At 36.7% G+C, this 19,963-nt stretch carries 18 protein-coding genes; 7 read left to right on the forward strand and 11 right to left on the reverse strand.

The features are described from left to right. Positions 1 to 160 precede the first annotated feature (160 nt). On the forward strand, positions 161 to 373 hold the full coding sequence (locus VBZ51_RS08050; protein ID WP_416576589.1) for a DUF2945 domain-containing protein: 213 nt from the start codon (positions 161 to 163) through the stop codon (positions 371 to 373). A gap of 12 nt (positions 374 to 385) precedes the next feature. Here VBZ51_RS08050 and VBZ51_RS08055 read toward each other — a convergent pair whose 3' ends face one another. Further along, positions 386 to 1,462: a DNA topoisomerase IB gene (locus VBZ51_RS08055; protein WP_416576590.1), complete on the reverse strand. Its 1,077-nt coding sequence runs from the start codon at positions 1,460 to 1,462 to the stop codon at positions 386 to 388. A 227-nt stretch (positions 1,463 to 1,689) separates the two neighbouring features. On the opposite strand from VBZ51_RS08055, the gene VBZ51_RS08060 reads away from it, so the two are divergent. Beyond that, positions 1,690 to 2,295, forward strand: a complete 606-nt coding sequence (locus VBZ51_RS08060) for a DUF2652 domain-containing protein (protein WP_058104649.1) — start codon at positions 1,690 to 1,692, stop codon at positions 2,293 to 2,295. 109 nt (positions 2,296 to 2,404) lie between these two features. Beyond that, the gene (locus VBZ51_RS08065) at positions 2,405 to 2,872 is read left to right on the forward strand and encodes a Dps family protein (RefSeq protein ID WP_058104648.1); all 468 of its coding nucleotides are present in this window, start codon (positions 2,405 to 2,407) and stop codon (positions 2,870 to 2,872) included. 79 nt (positions 2,873 to 2,951) lie between these two features. Here VBZ51_RS08065 and VBZ51_RS08070 read toward each other — a convergent pair whose 3' ends face one another. From VBZ51_RS08070 to VBZ51_RS08080, 3 genes are read right to left on the reverse strand one after another with little or no spacing between them, the layout of a single operon-like run. Continuing rightward, positions 2,952 to 3,146, reverse strand: coding sequence for a hypothetical protein (locus VBZ51_RS08070; RefSeq protein WP_036150676.1), 195 nt, complete (start codon positions 3,144 to 3,146; stop codon positions 2,952 to 2,954). Between the two features lie 8 nt (positions 3,147 to 3,154). Continuing rightward, entirely contained in the window at positions 3,155 to 3,502 is a 348-nt protein-coding gene (locus VBZ51_RS08075) for a hypothetical protein (protein WP_058104647.1), read from the reverse strand. Continuing rightward, on the reverse strand, positions 3,503 to 3,835 hold the full coding sequence (locus VBZ51_RS08080) for a YtxH domain-containing protein (RefSeq protein WP_058104646.1): 333 nt from the start codon (positions 3,833 to 3,835) through the stop codon (positions 3,503 to 3,505). A gap of 199 nt (positions 3,836 to 4,034) precedes the next feature. Between VBZ51_RS08080 and VBZ51_RS08085 the strand changes: the two genes are divergently transcribed. The 4 genes from VBZ51_RS08085 to VBZ51_RS08100 are packed head-to-tail and all read left to right on the forward strand — an operon-like array spanning position 4,035 to position 10,616. Further along, positions 4,035 to 5,396 carry an NAD-dependent succinate-semialdehyde dehydrogenase gene (locus tag VBZ51_RS08085; RefSeq protein ID WP_416576591.1) on the forward strand — a complete coding sequence of 454 codons (1,362 nt, stop codon included), beginning with the start codon at positions 4,035 to 4,037 and terminating at the stop codon, positions 5,394 to 5,396. Between the two features lie 4 nt (positions 5,397 to 5,400). Further along, positions 5,401 to 5,571, forward strand: coding sequence for a hypothetical protein (locus VBZ51_RS08090; RefSeq protein ID WP_156894544.1), 171 nt, complete (start codon positions 5,401 to 5,403; stop codon positions 5,569 to 5,571). A gap of 38 nt (positions 5,572 to 5,609) precedes the next feature. Then, positions 5,610 to 9,350 (forward strand): hypothetical protein, encoded by a 3,741-nt coding sequence (locus tag VBZ51_RS08095; protein ID WP_416576592.1) that lies wholly within the window; start codon positions 5,610 to 5,612, stop codon positions 9,348 to 9,350. A 54-nt stretch (positions 9,351 to 9,404) separates the two neighbouring features. Next, positions 9,405 to 10,616, forward strand: a complete 1,212-nt coding sequence (locus tag VBZ51_RS08100; protein WP_416576593.1) for a Pycsar system effector family protein — start codon at positions 9,405 to 9,407, stop codon at positions 10,614 to 10,616. A 49-nt stretch (positions 10,617 to 10,665) separates the two neighbouring features. Here the strand turns inward: VBZ51_RS08100 and VBZ51_RS08105 are convergent, their stop codons facing one another. From VBZ51_RS08105 to VBZ51_RS08135, 7 genes are all read right to left on the reverse strand, one after another. Next, entirely contained in the window at positions 10,666 to 10,791 is a 126-nt protein-coding gene (locus VBZ51_RS08105; protein WP_257786213.1) for a hypothetical protein, read from the reverse strand. A gap of 141 nt (positions 10,792 to 10,932) precedes the next feature. Then, the gene (locus VBZ51_RS08110; protein WP_416576594.1) at positions 10,933 to 12,369 is read right to left on the reverse strand and encodes a rubredoxin; all 1,437 of its coding nucleotides are present in this window, start codon (positions 12,367 to 12,369) and stop codon (positions 10,933 to 10,935) included. Between the two features lie 12 nt (positions 12,370 to 12,381). Then, the gene (locus tag VBZ51_RS08115) at positions 12,382 to 15,912 is read right to left on the reverse strand and encodes a molybdopterin-dependent oxidoreductase (protein WP_416576595.1); all 3,531 of its coding nucleotides are present in this window, start codon (positions 15,910 to 15,912) and stop codon (positions 12,382 to 12,384) included. A gap of 272 nt (positions 15,913 to 16,184) precedes the next feature. Continuing rightward, complete coding sequence (locus VBZ51_RS08120) at positions 16,185 to 16,859, reverse strand: response regulator transcription factor (RefSeq protein ID WP_348361786.1); 675 nt, start codon at positions 16,857 to 16,859, stop codon at positions 16,185 to 16,187. Between the two features lie 111 nt (positions 16,860 to 16,970). Continuing rightward, positions 16,971 to 18,251 carry an alginate export family protein gene (locus tag VBZ51_RS08125; RefSeq protein ID WP_416576596.1) on the reverse strand — a complete coding sequence of 427 codons (1,281 nt, stop codon included), beginning with the start codon at positions 18,249 to 18,251 and terminating at the stop codon, positions 16,971 to 16,973. Positions 18,252 to 18,286: 35 nt separating this feature from the next. Further along, positions 18,287 to 19,111 (reverse strand): ABC transporter ATP-binding protein, encoded by an 825-nt coding sequence (locus VBZ51_RS08130; RefSeq protein WP_058104638.1) that lies wholly within the window; start codon positions 19,109 to 19,111, stop codon positions 18,287 to 18,289. An 11-nt stretch (positions 19,112 to 19,122) separates the two neighbouring features. After that, a complete protein-coding gene (locus VBZ51_RS08135; protein WP_058104637.1) occupies positions 19,123 to 19,962 on the reverse strand; it encodes an ABC transporter ATP-binding protein in 840 nt (279 codons plus the stop codon). Position 19,963: the final 1 nt, after the last annotated feature.

Raw genomic sequence — 19,963 nt, forward strand, 5'->3', positions numbered from 1 at the left:
AAAAAATAAATGCAGCATTTCACACAATAATTTCAAATAATATAGAAATTGCAGTATCAAATTTTAGTTCTCGTGTTTGTGCCCCTGAAAAAGGTAATTTCCATCACTGGTTCTCCAAAAACTAGAAGTGATGGAAATGCACAAACAACAATAAATAGGTATGATAAGAAAAGGTACAGTAGTAAAATGGTCATGGGGTAATGGTACTGCAGAAGGTACTGTTGAGGAAACGTATACATCTAAAACCACAAAGACCATAAAAGGAAATGAGGTTACTAGAAATGGCAGTAGTGACGATAAAGCACTATATATAAAACAAGATGATGGTGATTACGTTCTAAAAAGTGAGAGCGAGGTTGACCGCGCCAATTAAATTGAAAACAACCTAATTCTTTTTGGACAAATTCAATAACGGATTAAAATCCGAAATTAATTTTATCAATGCTTTCTCTGCCGCTGTTTGATATGCTGACGAGGACTGTTTCTCCAAATTCTGAAATACCTTTTTTAACCCTCCATTTTCATAGGTGCTTACCACATATGGGTGCACATAATACTTTTTACAAACATTTCTGGTATTACCAAGAGCTTTGGCCGTGGCGTCAAAAGCCTTGATTACATTCTTTTTAATTTGGGTTTCATCATTGGTTGGTGCATTCTCTAGCAATGACTCAAAAAAGATAATGGTGCCGGACCAGGTTCTAAAGTCCTTTGCAGTAAATAGGTCTCCGCTTATTTCTTGTAGATACTCATTGACCATACCACTATCTACATTGGTTTTAATTCCGTCCTCGTCAAAAAATTGAAAAAGATTCCAACCCGGTATCTCCTCGCATTGAAGTACCAACCTACGCAAACGTTTATTGTTAAGAGTTATGCTATGTTTTTTACCCTTTTTACCTGTAAACTCAAACTTTAATTTGTTCTTACTGGTTTTTAAATGCTTATTTCTAAGCGTAGATAGCCCATAGGTCTTGTTTCTTTTAGCATATTGTTGATTGCCTATACGAATATGCGTTTCTTCCATTAACCTAACTATAAGTGCAAGCACTTTATCTTTTGGCCAACCTTGTAATTGTAGATCTTCATCTACCTGTTTGCGTATACTGGGCAATGCCTGCCCAAAATGGTGCATTCTCAAAAACTTGGTACGGTTTCTTACCCTTAGCCAAAGTTCATGATATCTATATTGCAATCTATGTTTTAAGTCATAGCCCACTGCTTGTAAATGTGCGTTGGCTATCGATGCTATTTTAACTTCTTGCCAGGCAGGTGGAATTACTAACTTTTTTATCCTTTTTAGTTCAGTTTCTTTTTGCAAAGGTTTATTCTTCAGCAAATACAGAAACTTGTCTTTTTCTTTCACCCTTTGAATGGTCAAGGCTTCTCTATCTACATATTTTAACTGCATATGGGCAGCAATATCATGGGGCTCACTAGCCAATAGTTCTGAATAATTCATTTTTAGAGAAGTAAAGTGAAACGCATTTGTTTTTTTGTTTATTCTTTTTAATATATCATGAAACAAAAATAAATAATGTAGTCATCTTTTTAGTGCCCAAAAAAACTGTTTTATAGCCTAAATGACTTTTCATTTGCTAGTTGGATTGTGATATCATTTTTATGAAACGAGGTCGTTTTGATAATAGAAGTTCTCTACCTTGCCCCAATATCTTTATACTGCCGCATATGAAAGGATCACCCATGTTAATTTGTATACCAGACATTAGTGGCTTTACTGAATTTATGAGCGAAACGGATTTTGAGCTAAGTTCAAAAATTATTCCTGCGCTTTTAAATCAGATCATCTACACGAATAAAATCGGATTAAAAGTTTCTGAAATTGAAGGCGATGCCGTACTCTTTTTTAAGACTGGAGAAATGCCGTCATTACAAGCACTCATTGAACAGTGTAGAATATTCTACACTGAATTCTACAAGGAATTGGATGCGTTGAGAGAAAAATATAAGAAAAACAAAGATGCCGCTTCCATACCTGAAATATTAGGTCTTAAAATAATCCTGCATTATGGAAAAGAAATAGCATTGACCAAGGTTGGCAATAGCATTAAGCTGTTTGGCGAAGACCTTATCATTGCCCACAAGCTTTTAAAGAATAAGGTAAGAATGAACGAGTATTTGTTATTTACCGAAGGCTTAACCAATTTCTACAAAGAGAACAATTTGGATGATCAATTTGATTGGGGTTCCTTAAAACAAAACTCTACCGAGTATGAACATGTTGGTGAAATAAACTATTCATACATTAACCTAAAGCCCCTTGTAAAACCCTAATAACACTACTAACGTTAAAAAAGGTTAAAGTGTTGATCATTAAGCTTTCTGGATCAACACCCTACCGTTAACATTATTAATTTTGTACTAAACAATTAAACAAATTTTTATGAGCTACTTAGATATAAAATCAAAGGATATTAAGCCAATTGTCAATGAATTAAATACGCTGTTGGCAGATTACAATCTCTACTATCAAAACTTAAGAGGCTATCACTGGAATGTGTCCGGTAAAAACTTTTTTGACCTACACATTAAGTTTGAAGAGCTGTATACAGACGCTAGAATAAAAATTGATGAAATAGCTGAACGTATTTTAACGTTAAGAGATAACCCAACCAGTGAATTTTCAAAATATTTTGAAATGTCGTCCATCAAAGAAACGTCTTCCCTGATCTCTGATACCGAAATGGTAAAAAATATACTTGATCAGCATGAGACCTTATTAAAGCAAATGAGCAAGGTTGTTAAAGTTGCAGAAGCTGGTGGCGATGAAGGAACCATTGATATGATCGGTGGATACATTGGCGAAATTGAAAAAGTAAGTTGGATGTTAGATGCTTGGACCAAAGAATAATATCAACATACATTACACATAAAAAAAGCACCTCATTAAACGAGGTGCTTTTTTTATGCTTTTCAAATGGTTATATATTTTATTTGACCACTTTACGTACCAAATAAAGCATTCCAAATTTTTTGGCAGCGGAGATTGCAGTGGAAACCCAGTTGTACGGACTCAAATCTTGTTTTACGTCATTCTTTATGCCCTTAAGTTCTTCTAAAGCAATTTCACGCTCTAACTTCAAGCGCTTTAAATGAAACTCTACTTCCTCAAAATTTTTATACATAGCTCTATTTAATTAAAGAATTTGACCGACAGCTTTTTCACCAATAGATTATCAATTTTGCTCCTAAATAAATAGGCCAATATCAATAAAAGAATAAAGAAAGCACCGGCAATTAGACATGCGCCTACCATACTATCAATGATTTTTGCCAAATACACAACACCGGCAACCGTAATAAAAACAAGTGCCATAAAACCAAGACCACCAAATACAGCTGTTTTCAGCAGCATACCAGTGGTCATAGTTAATTGTTGAAACACTTTTAGCCTGTAGTATTCTTGGGTTTTTTTATAATAAACCTCTCCTACATCAATAGCTTTATTAGACGTTTCGTTAAGTGAATCAATTACTCCCATTTATACTGTTTTCTGCAGTTTCTTATTTTTGGTCTTCAACTCGGCCAATTTTTTCTCCAATGTTGAAATAACATCTTCGGTTTTATAACTTATATCAGAAACCAAAGATTCTACCCTGGTATCTAAAGTCTCTCTTTCATCAGACATTTTTGATACTACTCTGTTCTTTAGATCTAAAGCACTTTCTGTAAAATTATCTCTTGTAGATGCTGCTTGATCTGCAATTAATCTTCTTGTATTCTCACCCTTATCCGGTGCATAAAGAATTCCTAAGGCTGCACCAATGGCAGAACCTGCAATAATTGCTAATAATGTATTTCCACTATTGTTCATATTTTAAATTTTAGATTAAACGTTTCTTTTATTCAATAATAGCGGTCTAGCTATCATCTTCAACAAAGATCTTTAATACCTATACAATTACTTAACTCAAAACCTTATAATATTGACCGTAACAATACCTAACTTAAAGGGTTAAGAATAATATGGAACGAATTAATACACATAACCCCTTACACCTAAATTTGCCGTTATGAAAGATTACGATTTAAAAAACCCATACACTGGCGATACTATAGCTACTTATACTTTAGATGATAGTAAGTCTATACATACTAAGTTGAAGAAAGCATTAGAAATCCAAACTTCATGGGCCAACATGGAAATTGAAGATAGATGTCAATTGTTGACCAATGTCGCCGAGTTGCTTATAGAACGTAAAGAGGAATACGCCAAGCTAATGACCCAAGAAATGGGCAAGCCGATATCACAAGGCATTGCCGAAATTGAAAAATGCGCTTGGGTCTGTGATTTTTATGCTTTAAATGCCGAGGACCTTTTAGCCGATGAACTTATTGATACAGATGCAGATGAAAGTTTTATTAGTCATGATCCCTTAGGATGCATTTTAGCGGTTATGCCCTGGAATTATCCATTTTGGCAAGTGTTAAGGTTTGCAGCACCTACATTGACCGCTGGTAACACCGCTTTATTGAAACATGCAAAAAACGTTACGGGATGTTCTCTGGCCATAGAGCAATTGTTTTTAGATGCCGGATATCCAGAAGGGTGTTTTCAAAGTATAAAATCCGGTCATGAAGAAATAGAAAAACTTATTGCCCACGAAGGTATTAAGGCCGTAACCCTCACTGGAAGTGAGAAAGCAGGTAGGTCTATTGCCCGTACAGCAGGTGAAAATCTTAAAAAATCTGTCCTGGAACTTGGTGGGAACAATGCATGTATTATATGGGAAGACGCTGATCTGGACCAATACATATCAACAATGGCCACTGCTCGTATGCAGAATACGGGACAAAGTTGTATTGCCGCAAAAAGGTTCATTGTATGTGCTGATATTTATGATGACTTCATAGAAAAGTTCACCGCAGAAATTAAATCTTTTAAAGTAGGTGACCCAATGGATAAAGATACTTTTATCGGTGTTATGGCGCGGACAGATTTGGCTGAAGAACTTCAAAAACAAGTACAGGATTCCATTGATATGGGTGCAGAAGTTATTCTGGGCAATGAAAGAAATGGCGCTTATTTTTCACCTACCATACTTACCAATGTCACCAAACAAATGCCAGTGTTCAAAGAAGAAACTTTTGGTCCTGTAGCTGCTATTACCAAAGTGGCAAATAGAGAAGAGGCAATACAATTAGCGACCAATTCTAGATTTGGACTGGGTAGTATGTTATTTACCCAAGATATAGATAGCGCCATGGATATGATATCACAAATTCCAGATGGAGCATTCTTTATCAATGACATGGTGAAATCTGACCCTAGATTACCATTTGGAGGTACAAAAGCTTCTGGTTATGGTAGAGAACTGTCTAGGGAAGGCATATTGGAATTCGTTAACAAAAAAACAGTATACATTAAAAAATAAAAACATGAAAGAGAATACAAAAGAGACAAAGTTCGTAAAAGAACCCGAAGAAGAAACCAGGGAATTTATCCTTCAGAAAAACAAAAAAACAAAACTGGGCGTAACCATTTTAATTTCATTTTTGGTTATTCTCATAATTGGCATCATTGTATCAAACGTGTTTTTTACCAATTAAAAAACGCCTCTTAGACCAGTATCAACTTAAACATTTATATGACCAACCCGCCATACAATTCTTGGGCAAATTATTTGACCGTAAAACCTTTTAGTATTCTAATTGCTTTACTGTTTGTATCTTCTTGCGCAACATACCAAGAACAAAGCAACATACACAGTGACTCAACTGTGGAAAACACCAATGATATCACCCATACCTTCTACATTGCAGGCGGTCTGGGCAATGCATCTTCGGTACCTAACAATGCACTTTTACAGCGCTTTAAAGAAGAACTAGACCTAGCTACAGAAAATAGTACGTTGGTCTTTACGGGTGATAATATATCTCCCGAGACCAATAATTGGCTGATCGATAGCCTTTTTATTCAACAACAGTTAGATCTTTCTTCTAATTTTAAGGGAGAAACCATATTCTTGCCAGGTAATAACGAATGGAAAAGTTATAAGCTAAACAAGATAGAAAAAGTAGAAAACTATCTAAAAGATGTTGAAAGACAAAACACTGCAGTACTTCCAAATAATGGCTGCCCTATAGAACACAAGGTCATAAATGACGATCTTGATCTTATTTTAGTGGATTCTAAATGGTTTGTATCCAACTGGTCCAGAATTGAAGATATCAACAAAAAGTGCTCTGATATTATTACCCGTAGACGATTTATGGAGGAGCTGGAAGGGTACATAGGCGATGGCCAAGGCAAGAATATTGTCATAGCTATGCATCACCCCGTATTTACCAACGGTACCTACGCTGGTAAAACAACGGTTAAAGATCACGCTACACCGCTACCGTTAGTGGGTACTATTAAAAATGCCGTGATGGACTTGGGTGCGTTTGATCCTGAACATGTAAATTCCAGAAGATATAATTATCTACGTATTGCAGTAAGTGCCTTGGCACAGGCCAATGATAGAATTACCTTGATTTCCGGTCATGAAGAAAGTCTGCAATTATTGGAAGGTGGTGGCATTCACCAAATAGTAAGTGGCTCTTTAGGAGAAAAAAGTGCGGCCAAACTAACAGCTGGTAGAATTACCGCCATAGGTGGTTCTATTGATTATCATGGTGAATATGTTTATGGCGAACGTGGCTTTGCAAGGCTAGACTATTTTAAAGATGGTAGTTCTAAAGTAACGTTTGTTTCTGAAAACGATCTTTCATCTAGCAAGACCTTTAATGTCCTTTCTAAAAAAGAACCTGAAAAAGAATTTGATCAATTTACGGCAAATGGTAAGGAAATAGAAGAAACCAATATCTTAGACGACCCAAAGGATTACAATAAAAGTGGATTTTATAAATTTTTGTGGGGAGAGCGTTATCGTAACTATTATGGTCAGCCTGTAGAAGCCCCCATAGTTCAATTAGACACCCTTTACGGAGGTCTCTCGGTTGTTAAAGAAGGAGGCGGACACCAATCTTTCTCCCTTCGTTTAGAAGATGCAAACGGCAAACAATATGCCATGCGATCATTAAAGAAAAGCGCGCTTAAGTTTTTAAAATTCAAACTTCCGGGCATATCGTATAATACGCAAGATTATCAAGATACTTGGGCAGAAAAAGCAATTTCAGATTTCTTTACCACTGCCCACCCATACATGCAGCTGGTCATTAATCCTTTAGCCAAATCCGTAGGAATAAACCATTCTGATACAGATTTGTTTTATGTTCCAAAGCAAGACAGCCTTAAACAGTTCAATGAAAATTATGGTGATGAGTTATATTATATAGAGCGTAGACCGTCTGAAGAACAAGCACATTATAAGGGCTATAGAAGAACGATCAATGAAAATTCCGGTGAAGTGGTAGACTATGAAAGTACTACGGATATGTTAGAAAAAATAAAGAGCGATGAGTCTTATGGGGTAGATAAAAAGAGCTTTATTAGAGCTAGAATTTTCGATATGCTTATTGGCGATTGGGACCGCCACCAAGATCAATGGAGGTGGATCGAATATGAAAGTCCGGATGGTGAAAAAGAGTTTATGCCCGTTCCAAGAGATAGGGACAATGCATTCCCAAGGTTCGATGGTAAAGTAATCCCTTTTGTACAGTGGTTTGTTCCCGGTACAAGAAATTGGGAAACCTATGATGAGGATGTAGACAATGTAAAATGGCTGAACCTTTCCGGTAATAGACTAGATAGAACATTGGCCACTAGCTACGGACCAGAGGCATGGGTAGAAGAGGCAAGAGCCATACAAGATGGCATGACGGCAGAGGTTATAGAAAAAGCCTTTAAACGTTTGCCCCTGGCGGTGCAAGATGAAACTTCAGAATATATTAAGCAAAGTTTAAAACAACGACTAGAAACATTGCACAAAACCGCTGAAGCGTATGCAAATTACCTTAATAAAATTGTAGCCGTTCTCGGTACCGAAAAAGACGACATCTTTACCATGACCAGAATGAAAAATGGTGAGACCAAGGTTGTGGTAAAACGTATTCTAAGTGATGAAAAAAATGAATTGGTCTACTCAAGAACATTCAATGATAGTTTAACGAAAGAAGTCTGGATATATGGTTTAGGTGATGATGATGTTTTTGTTGTTGAAGGTGAAGAAAACCCTAAAACTAAATTAAGAATAATTGGAGGTTATGGTGACGATACTTACACCATAGGCAATAAGAAAAAAGTAAAATTGTACGATTGGGAACATGAAAAGATTGATATTCAAGATCAAAAACCTAAAACCCTATTAACTGATAATTATAAGACGAACACTTTTCATTTTAGATATTTTGAGCCTAATACCAATGTATTGGTGCCCACATTAGGGTTTAGAACGGACGATGGTTTTTTTCTAGGAGCATCAAACACCTATACCCAAAAAGGAATAGACGGTAATTCATTTAGACAACAGCATAGCATTAGTGCCAATTACTACTTTAATTTTAAGGCTGCCGAACTGTCTTACTCCGGTATTTACGGAAGTGTTTTCCCCGGATGGAATTTTGAAACAAGTGCCTACTTTGCCAATGATCGTTATGTAAAGAACTTTTTTGGCTTTGGTAACGAAACTGTAAACAATGAAGATGCCCTTGATAGAGATTATTATAGAGGCAGAATTAGAATGTTCAAGGCAAGTGCCGGTTTAGCATATTACAGCCTTCGTATCAGAGGGTTATTTGAGTCGTTTAAGGTAGAAGACAACCCAAACAGATTGTTCAATAGCAACAATCTTAATAATGAAATATTTGAAACCCAAAACTACGGAGGACTAGAATTGACGGGGGAATATGATCGTGATGATGCAGGTGATTTTCCATCAAAAGCTATTTACTTTGGCTTCTCCGCTGGTTATAAAATGAATATCGCCAATAATGACAACAAGTTTGGTTATGCTTCTTTGAAAGTAGGTTTTGACCATAAATTAGAACATAAGGGAAACCTTGTATTTAGTACTATTGCGGAATACAAAGGACTTTTTGATTACAATGATGTATATTTTTACCATACACCCTCTATTGGTGGTGGTAACGGACTTAGAGGATTTAGGGATGAACGTTTTACCGGCAAGTCTTATTTCTACCAATCTTCAGATCTTAAACTAAAACTAAAGCGTTACATCACCGCTGTATCTCCTGTGACCATTGGTATGTATGGTGGGTTTGATTATGGTAGGGTATGGATGCCCAATGAAAGTTCAAATGTTTGGCATACTTCCCAAGGCGGCGGTTTTTGGATCAGCAGCTTAAAGGCTCTTACGTTTAATATTGGATATTTTAATTCTAAGGAAAGTAATCTTATTCAGGTTGGTTTTGGTCTATCAATTTAACATAAGCAGATAATTTTTGTACATTTCTAAAGTATTACCTTTTTCATTAAACTTATGTCTACAATAGTTTCAAAAGCCAAAGTATTTGCCACAGATCTTTTGACCGGCAATATTGACCCAAGATTTTTATATCATAATCTTAGGCACACCCAACGTGTTGTAGAGAGTACTAAAGAATTGATCGAAGGAGAAAATATTTCAGACGAAGAAAGTGAACAATTATTGGTTACCGCCTGGTTTCATGATCTGGGCTACACAAAATCTTACACCGATCACGAAGAGCAAAGTTGCCTATTGGTAAAAGATTTCTTGGCAGAACATAAAATGTCCGTTTCCTTCTCAGAAGTTGTTTGTAGCCTTATTATGGCCACTAAAAAAAATTACGAGCCAGTAAACGAATTAGAGAAAATAATTCGCGATGCAGACTCATCACACTTTCATATTAAAAATTTTGTTGCAACTACAGAGCTTTTACGTGAAGAACTCGCCCTAATTGGCCAACAAAGCTTTACAACGGCAGATTGGCGAGAAGAGAATATAAAACTCTTACGTACCAATCATCGCTTTTATACAGATTATGCCATAAATAATTGGCAAGAGGGCAAAGACAAAAATATTAAGAGACTCATTAAAGCAAGAAAAAAGCACAAAGAGCTCGTAAAAAAAGAAAGTTTAAAAGCTAAGTTCAAAGGAGAACTGCCAGATAGGGGAATACAGACATTGTATAGAGTTACGTTACAAAATCATTTAAAACTTAGTGATATTGCAGACACCAAAGCAAACATTCTATTGTCCGTAAATGCCATTATCATATCTATGGCGCTCGCTAATTTGGTACCCAAATTAGACAACCCCACAAACGATTATTTATTTTACCCTACCTTTTTGTTCATCGTTTTTAGTGTAGTTTCTATGGTAATGTCCATTATTGCCACAAAACCTAACGTAACCACTGGGCAGTTTACAGAAGAAGAGGTTACCACCAAAAAAGTCAATTTATTGTTCTTCGGTAATTTTCACAAAATGAAACTAGAGCAGTACAATTGGGCTATGAAAGAACTTATAAAGGACAAGGATTATATATATAGTTCTCTAACAAAAGACCTATATTTTCTGGGTGTGGTCCTGGAAAGAAAGTATCGCATTCTAAGATGGACATATACCATTTTTATGATAGGTATGGTATTATCGGTAATCGTGTTCGGTATTGCTTTAAAATTCTACGGACCAGACCGCATACTTGAACTTCCTGTAATGCAACCATAGTAGAAAACTGGTAAGGCTGATTACGGTGTTTTTTCAATAACTGTAAAGTTTAAATACCAAAAGCCATAAACAGTACACATAACATAATACCGATAACGGCAATTACAATAGTGAACTTTAATGCTTTGGCCAATACCGGTTCTTTACGGCTTTCATTTACATTTACCCTGGTCATGAGTGTTGGTTTATTTAGAATAATACCACAAAATTATGGCTTCACGTTTTTAAGTTTTAACTCCAAAAGCGAATTTATTACCTCCATTAAATATACACTAACTTATTGAATATAGGGCAACTAGAAAACCATATAGTGTTATTAGCCCATTTGTATCATGGCTTCCTTAAACTTTGATTTAGGAGCGGAGCAGACCGGGCACTCATATGCCTCACTTATATCTTGAAATTTTGTGCCTGCAACTATATTGAAATCTTCATCTCCAAAAGATTCATCATATACCGTAAAGCAATCTTGACATTGATATAACTGCTGTTTAGTTTCAACCACCTCAACATCTGTAGTTTTTTCCAAATCGTCAACTTGCCCTAGTTGGTCAAAATACATCTTACTCAACTCCATTAACAGACCGGGCAGTTCTATTTTATCAATATCCTGGGCGTAAGTAATATACTTTTGACTATTGGGATCAAAATGTTCAAAATGTAGCACATTGTACGTTGGGCGAACTTCAAACTCTTTAACAATGGTGGGCAAGCTGTTCTTTTCAATAATCACCGAGGCAAAGTGCGAACGCTTACCCACTTCATTGCTTATACCAAAAGTAAGACCGTAGGTACTAATATCATTTTGATCAAAACTTCTGACCAAATATTTTTTAAGCTCAAGGGCTTCACCGTCATCAATTGGTACGTGCCAGTTCATCTCTAACTGAGAGTGCCTAACATTAATTCCCCTTTTGCCCAAAAACCTTTCAAGTTCTGGTCTACTTGATTTTTTAATTCCTTTTACCACGAAAGATTTCCAAGGTGTAATACAGATTTTACCAATACTATTATCTAAACAAAAACCACAGAACGCCTTTAAAAACGATAGGTCATATTTATTATTTCTCCAGTACAGTCCCAACCAATAAAGATCGGTACCCAACCGGTTCATACCCTCATAGTACGGGAAGGTCTGAAAAGGAACCTTTAATTCCTTTTCCATGGTTTTATTGTTCGTCTCCAAGTTTTTGTTCATTATAAAGAACAACTCATCTATATCTGAAATGTCTTCATGAATTTCCTCTATTTGCTTTGAAATGGAGTTTATATCCCAGCTATAGATCAAAACCGGATAAAAAGCAGATGATTTCCAGTGTGGAAGTTTAATGTTTAAATACCAATAATCTTCTTGATCAGATGCTATAAAATTGAGATTGCCACTAAAAATAGGCACTAGCCTTTGTTTAGGATCGGTAATATTGATTTTGAGTTTTGGCAAAAAATCAAAACCTTCTAAAATATATAAATACGTAGACCCCTTTAACCAGTGGGTCATGTCAAAAATATCTGCAGATACGTAAGAGCTTACAATATTCTGATACGATCTATTGGCAATAATATCAGTATTGAATTTTGAAATACTTTCCAATTGCTCTTCTTTGGCATCTTTCAACGGAAACAAAATATCTTGTCTAGAACCAAAATTTACACTGGTAAGTCCGGCAGACTCCAGCATGGTAATTATATCCTTTAATTCACCCGGGGAAGTAACCCCTCCCTTGATCAATATTCTATGCAGATCATCGTTCATAATGTCCTATTTTTAATTAGCCAATACCAGCTGTTTTTGTAATAACTCCTTAATCTCTGGCTTACAGCTACCACAGCCTAAACCTGCACCTGTTTCTGAGCATAATTTGTTGAACTCAGAGCATCCGCCATTAATAGCATCAATAACATTACCTTCACCTACTTGACTACAGGAACAGACCAATTTACCCTTTAACGGAACAGAGGTAGAAGCGCCACGTAATAGCTCATCCCGCTTTTCAGAGAGTTCAATTTCTTCTTCTATGAGCCTTTTAAATTCTGCAAATTCATTTTTATCGCCCATTAAAATGGCACCTTTAAGCGTGTCGTCTTTTACGATACATTTCTTATAGAAGCGCTTGCTGACATCCATTAGAATAATTTCTTCATACGATGGATCCCCTAACGGTGAGTTGACCATGCCAATGCTGCAGAGATCTAAATTTTCGAACTTTAAAATATTCATTAAAACAGAGCCGTTGTAAATACTGCTGAAATCGCCAAGAATAAAATTTGCCGCAATATCAGCTTGTTGTTCAGCTGCCGACGTAATTCCGAATAACGAATTTTTGTATTCCGCTATTTCCCCGAGTGCAAAAATAGAAGGGTCGCTACTTTGTAAGTATGAATTTACAACGACTCCCCTACGGGTATGAACCCCAGTCTGTTTTGCCAATTCTATATTGGGCCTAGTACCAATGGCATACACAATGGCATTACATTGAATGGTTCTACCAGTTTTTAAATTCACCAAAAGACTATGTTTTTGGCCCTTATCCTCAAAAACGGTACTTACCTCATTATCAAAATAGAGGTTTATGCCGCGCTCCATGACATCTTCCGCTAACAGCCTACTTGCAACACTATCCAATTGACGTTCCATTAAACGCGGTGCCCTTTGAATAATGCTAATGTTGATGTTGATCTTTTTCAATGCCGCTGCAAGCTCCAAACCTAAAAGTCCGCCACCTACAATGACCACATTCTGATCTTTTGCCTTTAGACCGGTTTCCGCTAAATATTTTCTAAGTTTATCGGCATCGCCTCTTTCACGCATGGTGAAGCGACCAGGTAATTTTATTTGAACATCACTAGGGATAAATGCCCTACTACCCGTTGCCATAATAAGCAAATCATAAGAATGCACATTACCCAAAGAATCTAAAATCGTCTTTTCATCTGCATTGATATTGTCTATACAAATACCGGAATGCAAGGTGACATCTAACTTTTGCAACTCACCTTCCTTCAATTTTTCCAAAGCTTCCCAAGAAAGTTCATCACTAACATATTCCGGTAGTAGAACCCTATTGTAAAAAGGATCTTTTTCCTTTGAAAACACATGAAGTTCATCTTCTGTATTTTTTTCTCTGTAAGATTGTATGAAACGATATGCAGCGGCACCGGCACCTACGACTACTACCTTCTGCTTCTCTTTGACAAATTTGGAGACCTCAACCGCACAGTATTTAAAATCCGGTTCTTTAGATATTGGGTCTACCAAATCGTTGGTCAGGTTATTTGCCCTACCAAAATCATTGTTCAATACTTTACCCCAATGCATTGGTAAAAAAACTACCGATTCTCTAATATCATAGTTGAGCTGTACCTTCACCTGTACCTGCCCACGTCTGCTTTTGACCACTGCAATATCTCCATCCTTAATTTTTCTTAAGTAGGCATCAACAGCATTCATTTCTAAATAAGGTTGTGGAATATGGGTCAATAACCTCTTAACCTTACCGGTCTTGGTACGGGTATGCCATTGATCGCGAACCCTACCTGAATTTAATATTAAAGGATATTCGTTATCCGTTTCCTCTGACTTGTTATAAAGCGTTGATGGGGCATTAAAATGTGCCTTTTTATCATTGGTAAAGAACTTACGATCTGTAAATAATCTAGGTGTCCCCTTATGTGTTTTGTGCGGTACGGGCCATTGAAAGCTACCCTCATTAATCAACCTTTCATAAGACAGACCAGATATATCTATTTCGGTGCCCTTGGTAAGCAAACAGTGCTCATCATAGACCTCACTACTATTTGCATAATCAAAACCTGTATAGCCCATTGCTTGTGCAAAACGCCAAATAATCTCTGCATCTGGCAAGGCCTCGCCAGGGGCATCTATAACTTTTGGCAGATAACTAATTCTTCTTTCAGAATTTGTCATGGTACCTTCTTTTTCTAACCAACCCGCCGCAGGTAGCAAAAGATCGGCAAATTTAGTCGTCTCCGAGTTATGTGATATGTCTTGTACCACCACGAATTTTGCCTTTTTCAATGCTCTTTCTACCTTTTTTACATTGGGCATACTAACTGCAGGATTGGTACAGATGATCCAAATGGCCTTTAGTTTTCCTTCATCCAAGGCATCGAACATTTCTGTAGCGGTATACCCTGGTTCTGCCTGTATTTCTCCACCTCCCCAAAAGTCGGACACTTCTTTTCTATGCTTAGGGTTGCCCAAGTTTTTATGGGCTGCCAATAAACTGGCCATACCACCAACTTCTCTACCCCCCATGGCATTTGGTTGCCCTGTCAATGAAAACGGACCAGAACCAGGTTTTCCTATTTGACCTGTTAATAACGATAGGTTTAATAGCGAGACATTTTTAGCAACACCTATAACACTTTGGTTCAGCCCCATGGTCCACATACTAATGAACTTTTTGGCATTGCCTATATACTCTGCTGCCTTACGAATATCAGCAACAGGAATACCGCATTTTTTAGCCGCTTCTTTGAGCGTTAATGTATAAGCCATTTCTTTACACGCTTCAAAATTTGCTGTGTGTTTTTTAATAAAGGCAACATCTATTTTTCTTTTATCTATTAATCTACGCGCAATGGCATTAAATAAAATTACATCGGTACCCGGTAAAATCTGCAAATGTAAATCTGCCCCAGCACAGGTTTGGGTTTTTCTAGGATCTACGACAATTACTTTAACCTGCGGATTTTCTTCTTTATGCTTTTCCAATCTTCTATATAAAATAGGATGGCACCAAGCCGGATTTGCTCCTGCTATTAAAAAACAATCTGCCAATTCTATATCCTCATAACAAATTGGAACGGAGTCTTCCCCTAAAGTTTTCTTATATCCTACTACGGCAGAACTCATGCACAGTCTAGAATTGGTATCTATATTATTTGTGCCTATAAAACCTTTGGTCAATTTGTTTATTAGATAGTATTCTTCTGTTAGGCATTGGCCTGACACATAAAATCCTACACTATCTGGTCCGTGTTTTGCAATGATACTCTTAAAAACCGCCGCAGCACGTTCAAAGGCGGTATCCCATGAAACCCGCTGTAATTGGTGATTGCGGCTCCACTTCATCTCTGGATATAAAATTCTATCTGTAGTATCTTGCGCTACGTAATTTAGATTACGCCCTTTGGTACAGAGCATGCCCTTATTTGAAGGATAATCAGGGTTACCATCTACGCTTATTGTTCCTTTTGCATCAACATCTACCAACATACCACAGCCTACACCGCAATAAGAACATATTGTTTTATGAGTTTTAGTACTATTCATTTTACCAGAGATAAAGAATGGTTTAGAAGTATACTGCAAATTATAAAAAGTACGTATAAATACGTACTTTTTTATGATAAATGTTTTGCCTAAAAACTAGTGATTCAAAATTAAAACGGACAAATACTGAGAATAAGTCAAAGAATAGCATTCTAGAGCTAATACCCGTTAAAGTATTAAACCTCAGCTCTATTTGAAAAAGAGTTGTTTATCATATCCGTTTTAGGCTACAGCTCTCTTTTGTAGCACAACAACCTCAAATACAAACGATATTAAATTAAATTATACTTCTGCGATTTTTTAGAAAGATCAATGAGGTTTTTTACATCCATCTTACGCATTAAATTAAAACGATGCGTTTCAATAGTACGCTTACTATTCTGAAGCTTTTCGGAAATTTGCTGATTGGTTAAGCCAGAGAGTACCAACTCTAACACTTTTAATTCTTTATTGGTAAGATCAAAAACATTTTCACCTGTCTTTTTTGGTGTTTCTTCTTTTTTTACAATTTCATTTTTACCACCCAAAAGATTGTTTACCAACACATTACTAATATCTCCACTAAAATATTTACCACCTTCCCTAACGGTATGTATAGCTTTAATGAACTCTGATTTATCAGTATCTTTCAATAAATAACCATTGGCGCCGGAGCTAATGGATTTCAAGATATACTCTTCAGAATCATGCATTGACAAGATTATAGTTTTCACCGAAGATTTGCTTTGCGTCAATTCGGCAACGGCATCAATACCGTTCATAACGGGCATTCTAATATCAATGATCAAAATATCGGGATTTACTTCCCCTACCAAATCAATGGCCTCTTTACCGTTAGACGCTTCACCGATTACTTGTAGATCAGACTCTGTTTCCAATAAAGAACGTATACCGTCCCTTACCAAAGCGTGATCATCTGCCAATACTATTCTTGTTATTTCACTCAAAATATAGGTAATTATACGTATGCCGCTAAATTACATATAATTTTAAAAAAATACGGTCTATACAAAAAGTGCTGTATAGACCGTAAAACCAAACTAATTTAAGTTCTAATATTATTCTTTTTTGGTATTCAAAAATTGAGGCTTGATGGTTAACTGTACCCATGCCCAATTTTGGCTACTGGTAGCTAGATCTTCTGTAATTCCCTTAAGTTCATACATACCATCTGCAGCGAACATTTGAGAGTACCCGATTGCTAAACCGTAGCCTTTGAATTTTTTCGCAAATACCAAATCAATTTCAGTACCCAATGATTTCTCGCCACTTGGTAATTCTTGCTCGCCACTAAAGTTCAACACCTTTACCAATAGGCTAGACTGCTTGCCTAAATCGAATTTTGCACTTGCGTGAATATCAAAAAGACCTACAGAATTGGCATGGTTGCCTACGTAGAAATAATCCATGAATCCGTTGAACTTATGGTTGGTACCGTACAATGGAAAAAATGCTTCCGTTTTGTCCGTAGTATCCGCTTTATTACCACTGATTATTTCTGTACCAATACCCAAAGCTACTTTATCACTTGCTTTATAACCCAATTCCAAACCTAATAAATAGGCACTAGATTTTACTTCATTTTGTCTTTCTCCCGTCTGTAAAAACAAGTTGGCATTAGCATTGAACTTTCCTTGCTTAAAATTTAAGTGTGTACCTATTGTTTGCAAATTGCTTACACCGTCTGCAGCGTCTGTATCATCAAAATTTTGAAAGCCATTGTTCAGGGCTAACAAACTTGCAGAAAAACCATCCCATTGTTGTTTTGCATATACATATTGCATGGTCTTATAGGTAAAAAATCCTGCTGTATTATATGCCGTACCTACAGACTGAAAACCTGTTGGGTTGTCAAAATCTTGACTAAAGGCCAAACCTATGTCCAAGATAAATTTATCTTTCTTGTACTTTAATAGTCCGGCATCATGGTTTCTTCCTTGCTGTGCCCAATCCAACCCGCCAAATATTCGTTGGTCATCATAAGATATCACTTGACGGCCCAATTTAGTGGACCACCCTTTTCCTAAATTAATATTTGCCCATGCTTCAAATACGGCAAAAGAATCGTTTTGATCATCTGGTAGAATTTGTCTGTTCTCACCCCAAACCATTACATCTTGTAGGCTAAGATAAAACTGATACGACTCAGATTCATACTTAGCATTTAAACGTGCACGTGTAGAAATGGCGAATCCGGCATCTGCCGCATCTGGTATTAAACTACCAAAGCCATGTCTGTATTCCGTTCTTGGCCTAAACTGACCGTCTAAAGTAAATTGTGCATATATGGCATTAGCCGTTAGAAACAATAGGGTGATGATTAGGTATTGTTTTTTCATAATCTTTATAATTAAAATTTTGAGTTAGTTAATGGTTAGTGTTCAAGAAAATCTATTAAGTGTTTTCTGTAGGTATAATAATCGTCGCTTTCCAAGACAGATTTGCGAGTTCGTGGCCTTTCAAAGTCAATGGAGAGTATATCCCCAATTTTTGCCCTAGGCCCACTGGTCATCATAATAACACGATCTGCTAAAAAAATGGCCTCATCCACATCATGGGTAATCATGACCGCCGTAATTTTCTCCTTGTTCCAAATTTCTATGAGAATATCTTGCAACTCTCCCCTGGTCAACGAGTCTAGCATTCCAAAAGGTTCATCTAACAACAATACTTTTGGTTTAATGGCAAAGGCTCTTGCAATACCTACACGTTGTTGCATTCCTTGAGAAAGTTCTGATGCTTTTTTATGAAAGGCATTCTCAAGACCTACTTTGTGCAAATAGTATTTAGCAATATCTTCTCGCTGTCCTTTAGTGGCTTGAGGAAAAACCTGGTTTACCCCTAACAAGACATTCTGAAGTGCGGTCATCCAAGGCATTAAGCTTGGAGATTGAAAAATAACCCCCCTATCTGGACCTGGACCTTTTACCGGATTTCCCAGAACTGAAATATTACCGCCAGAGATAGGATTAAGACCTGCTATCATGGAAAGCATGGTTGTTTTACCACATCCTGAATGCCCAATAATGGTTACGAATTCTTCTTTTAAGATCTGTAAATTCAAATCTTCAAGAACTACGTAGTCCCCTTTTGGCGTAGGGTATACTTTTTTTAAGTCGGCCAAATCTAGCATTACCTTGGATGGGTAGATAATGCCGTTCTCTGAATATACTTCGTTAGATTGTTCTATTGTATTCATTTTCCAATTCTTTAAGCGACAAAACTTTTTGGTGTAAGCTCTGGCAATTTATATTCTACATTAGATACCGTTTTTCTCTCTTCGCCTATATCCATTAGATATTCTATAATGGCATTTCTGGTTTTCTTGTAAACAGGATTGTCATTCATGGCCGTTTTATCCCTTGGCCTTTCTATATCTATTTTAAACTCCGGACCCAAAGTTGCGTTTGGTCCCGGCTTAAGAGGTATTATTCTATCTGCCATGTAAATACCTTCATCAACATCATTGGTAATCAATAATGCAGTACGCTTGTCCTGGCTCCAAATATTCAAGATTTCATCTTGCAGATTACCTCTGGTCAAAGCATCTAAAGCTCCTAAGGGTTCATCCATAATGATCATCTCAGGGTTCATGGCCAAGGCACGTGCAACCGCCACCCTTTGGCGCATTCCTCCAGAAAGTTCTTTGGGTCTTTTATTGATTGCGGGACTAAGACTTACCATTGCCACATACTCCTTTACCCTTTTCATTAAATCTGCTTTACTTTCTTTTGGAAAAGCTTCTTTTACCGCCATGTAAATATTTTGCCCAACAGTTAACCATGGCAATAGCGAATAGTTTTGAAAAATAACTCCACGTTCATGGCTGGTATCGGTTACGGGTTTTCCTTTAAAAAGTACTTCGCCGCTTGTTGGCTGCAATAAACCGTTGATCAAATTTACCAAGGTGGTCTTACCGCTACCCGTAAACCCTACAATGGCAACAAATTCTCCTTCATCCATGGTAAGGTTAATGTTTGACAGAACTTCTGTACTTCCATCTCCTTCACCATAGGTTTTGTATATATTATTTAGTTCTAAGTATGCCATG

Source organism: Maribacter sp. HS, from assembly GCF_048059195.1.
Classification (GTDB): Bacteria; Bacteroidota; Bacteroidia; order Flavobacteriales; family Flavobacteriaceae; genus Maribacter; species Maribacter dokdonensis.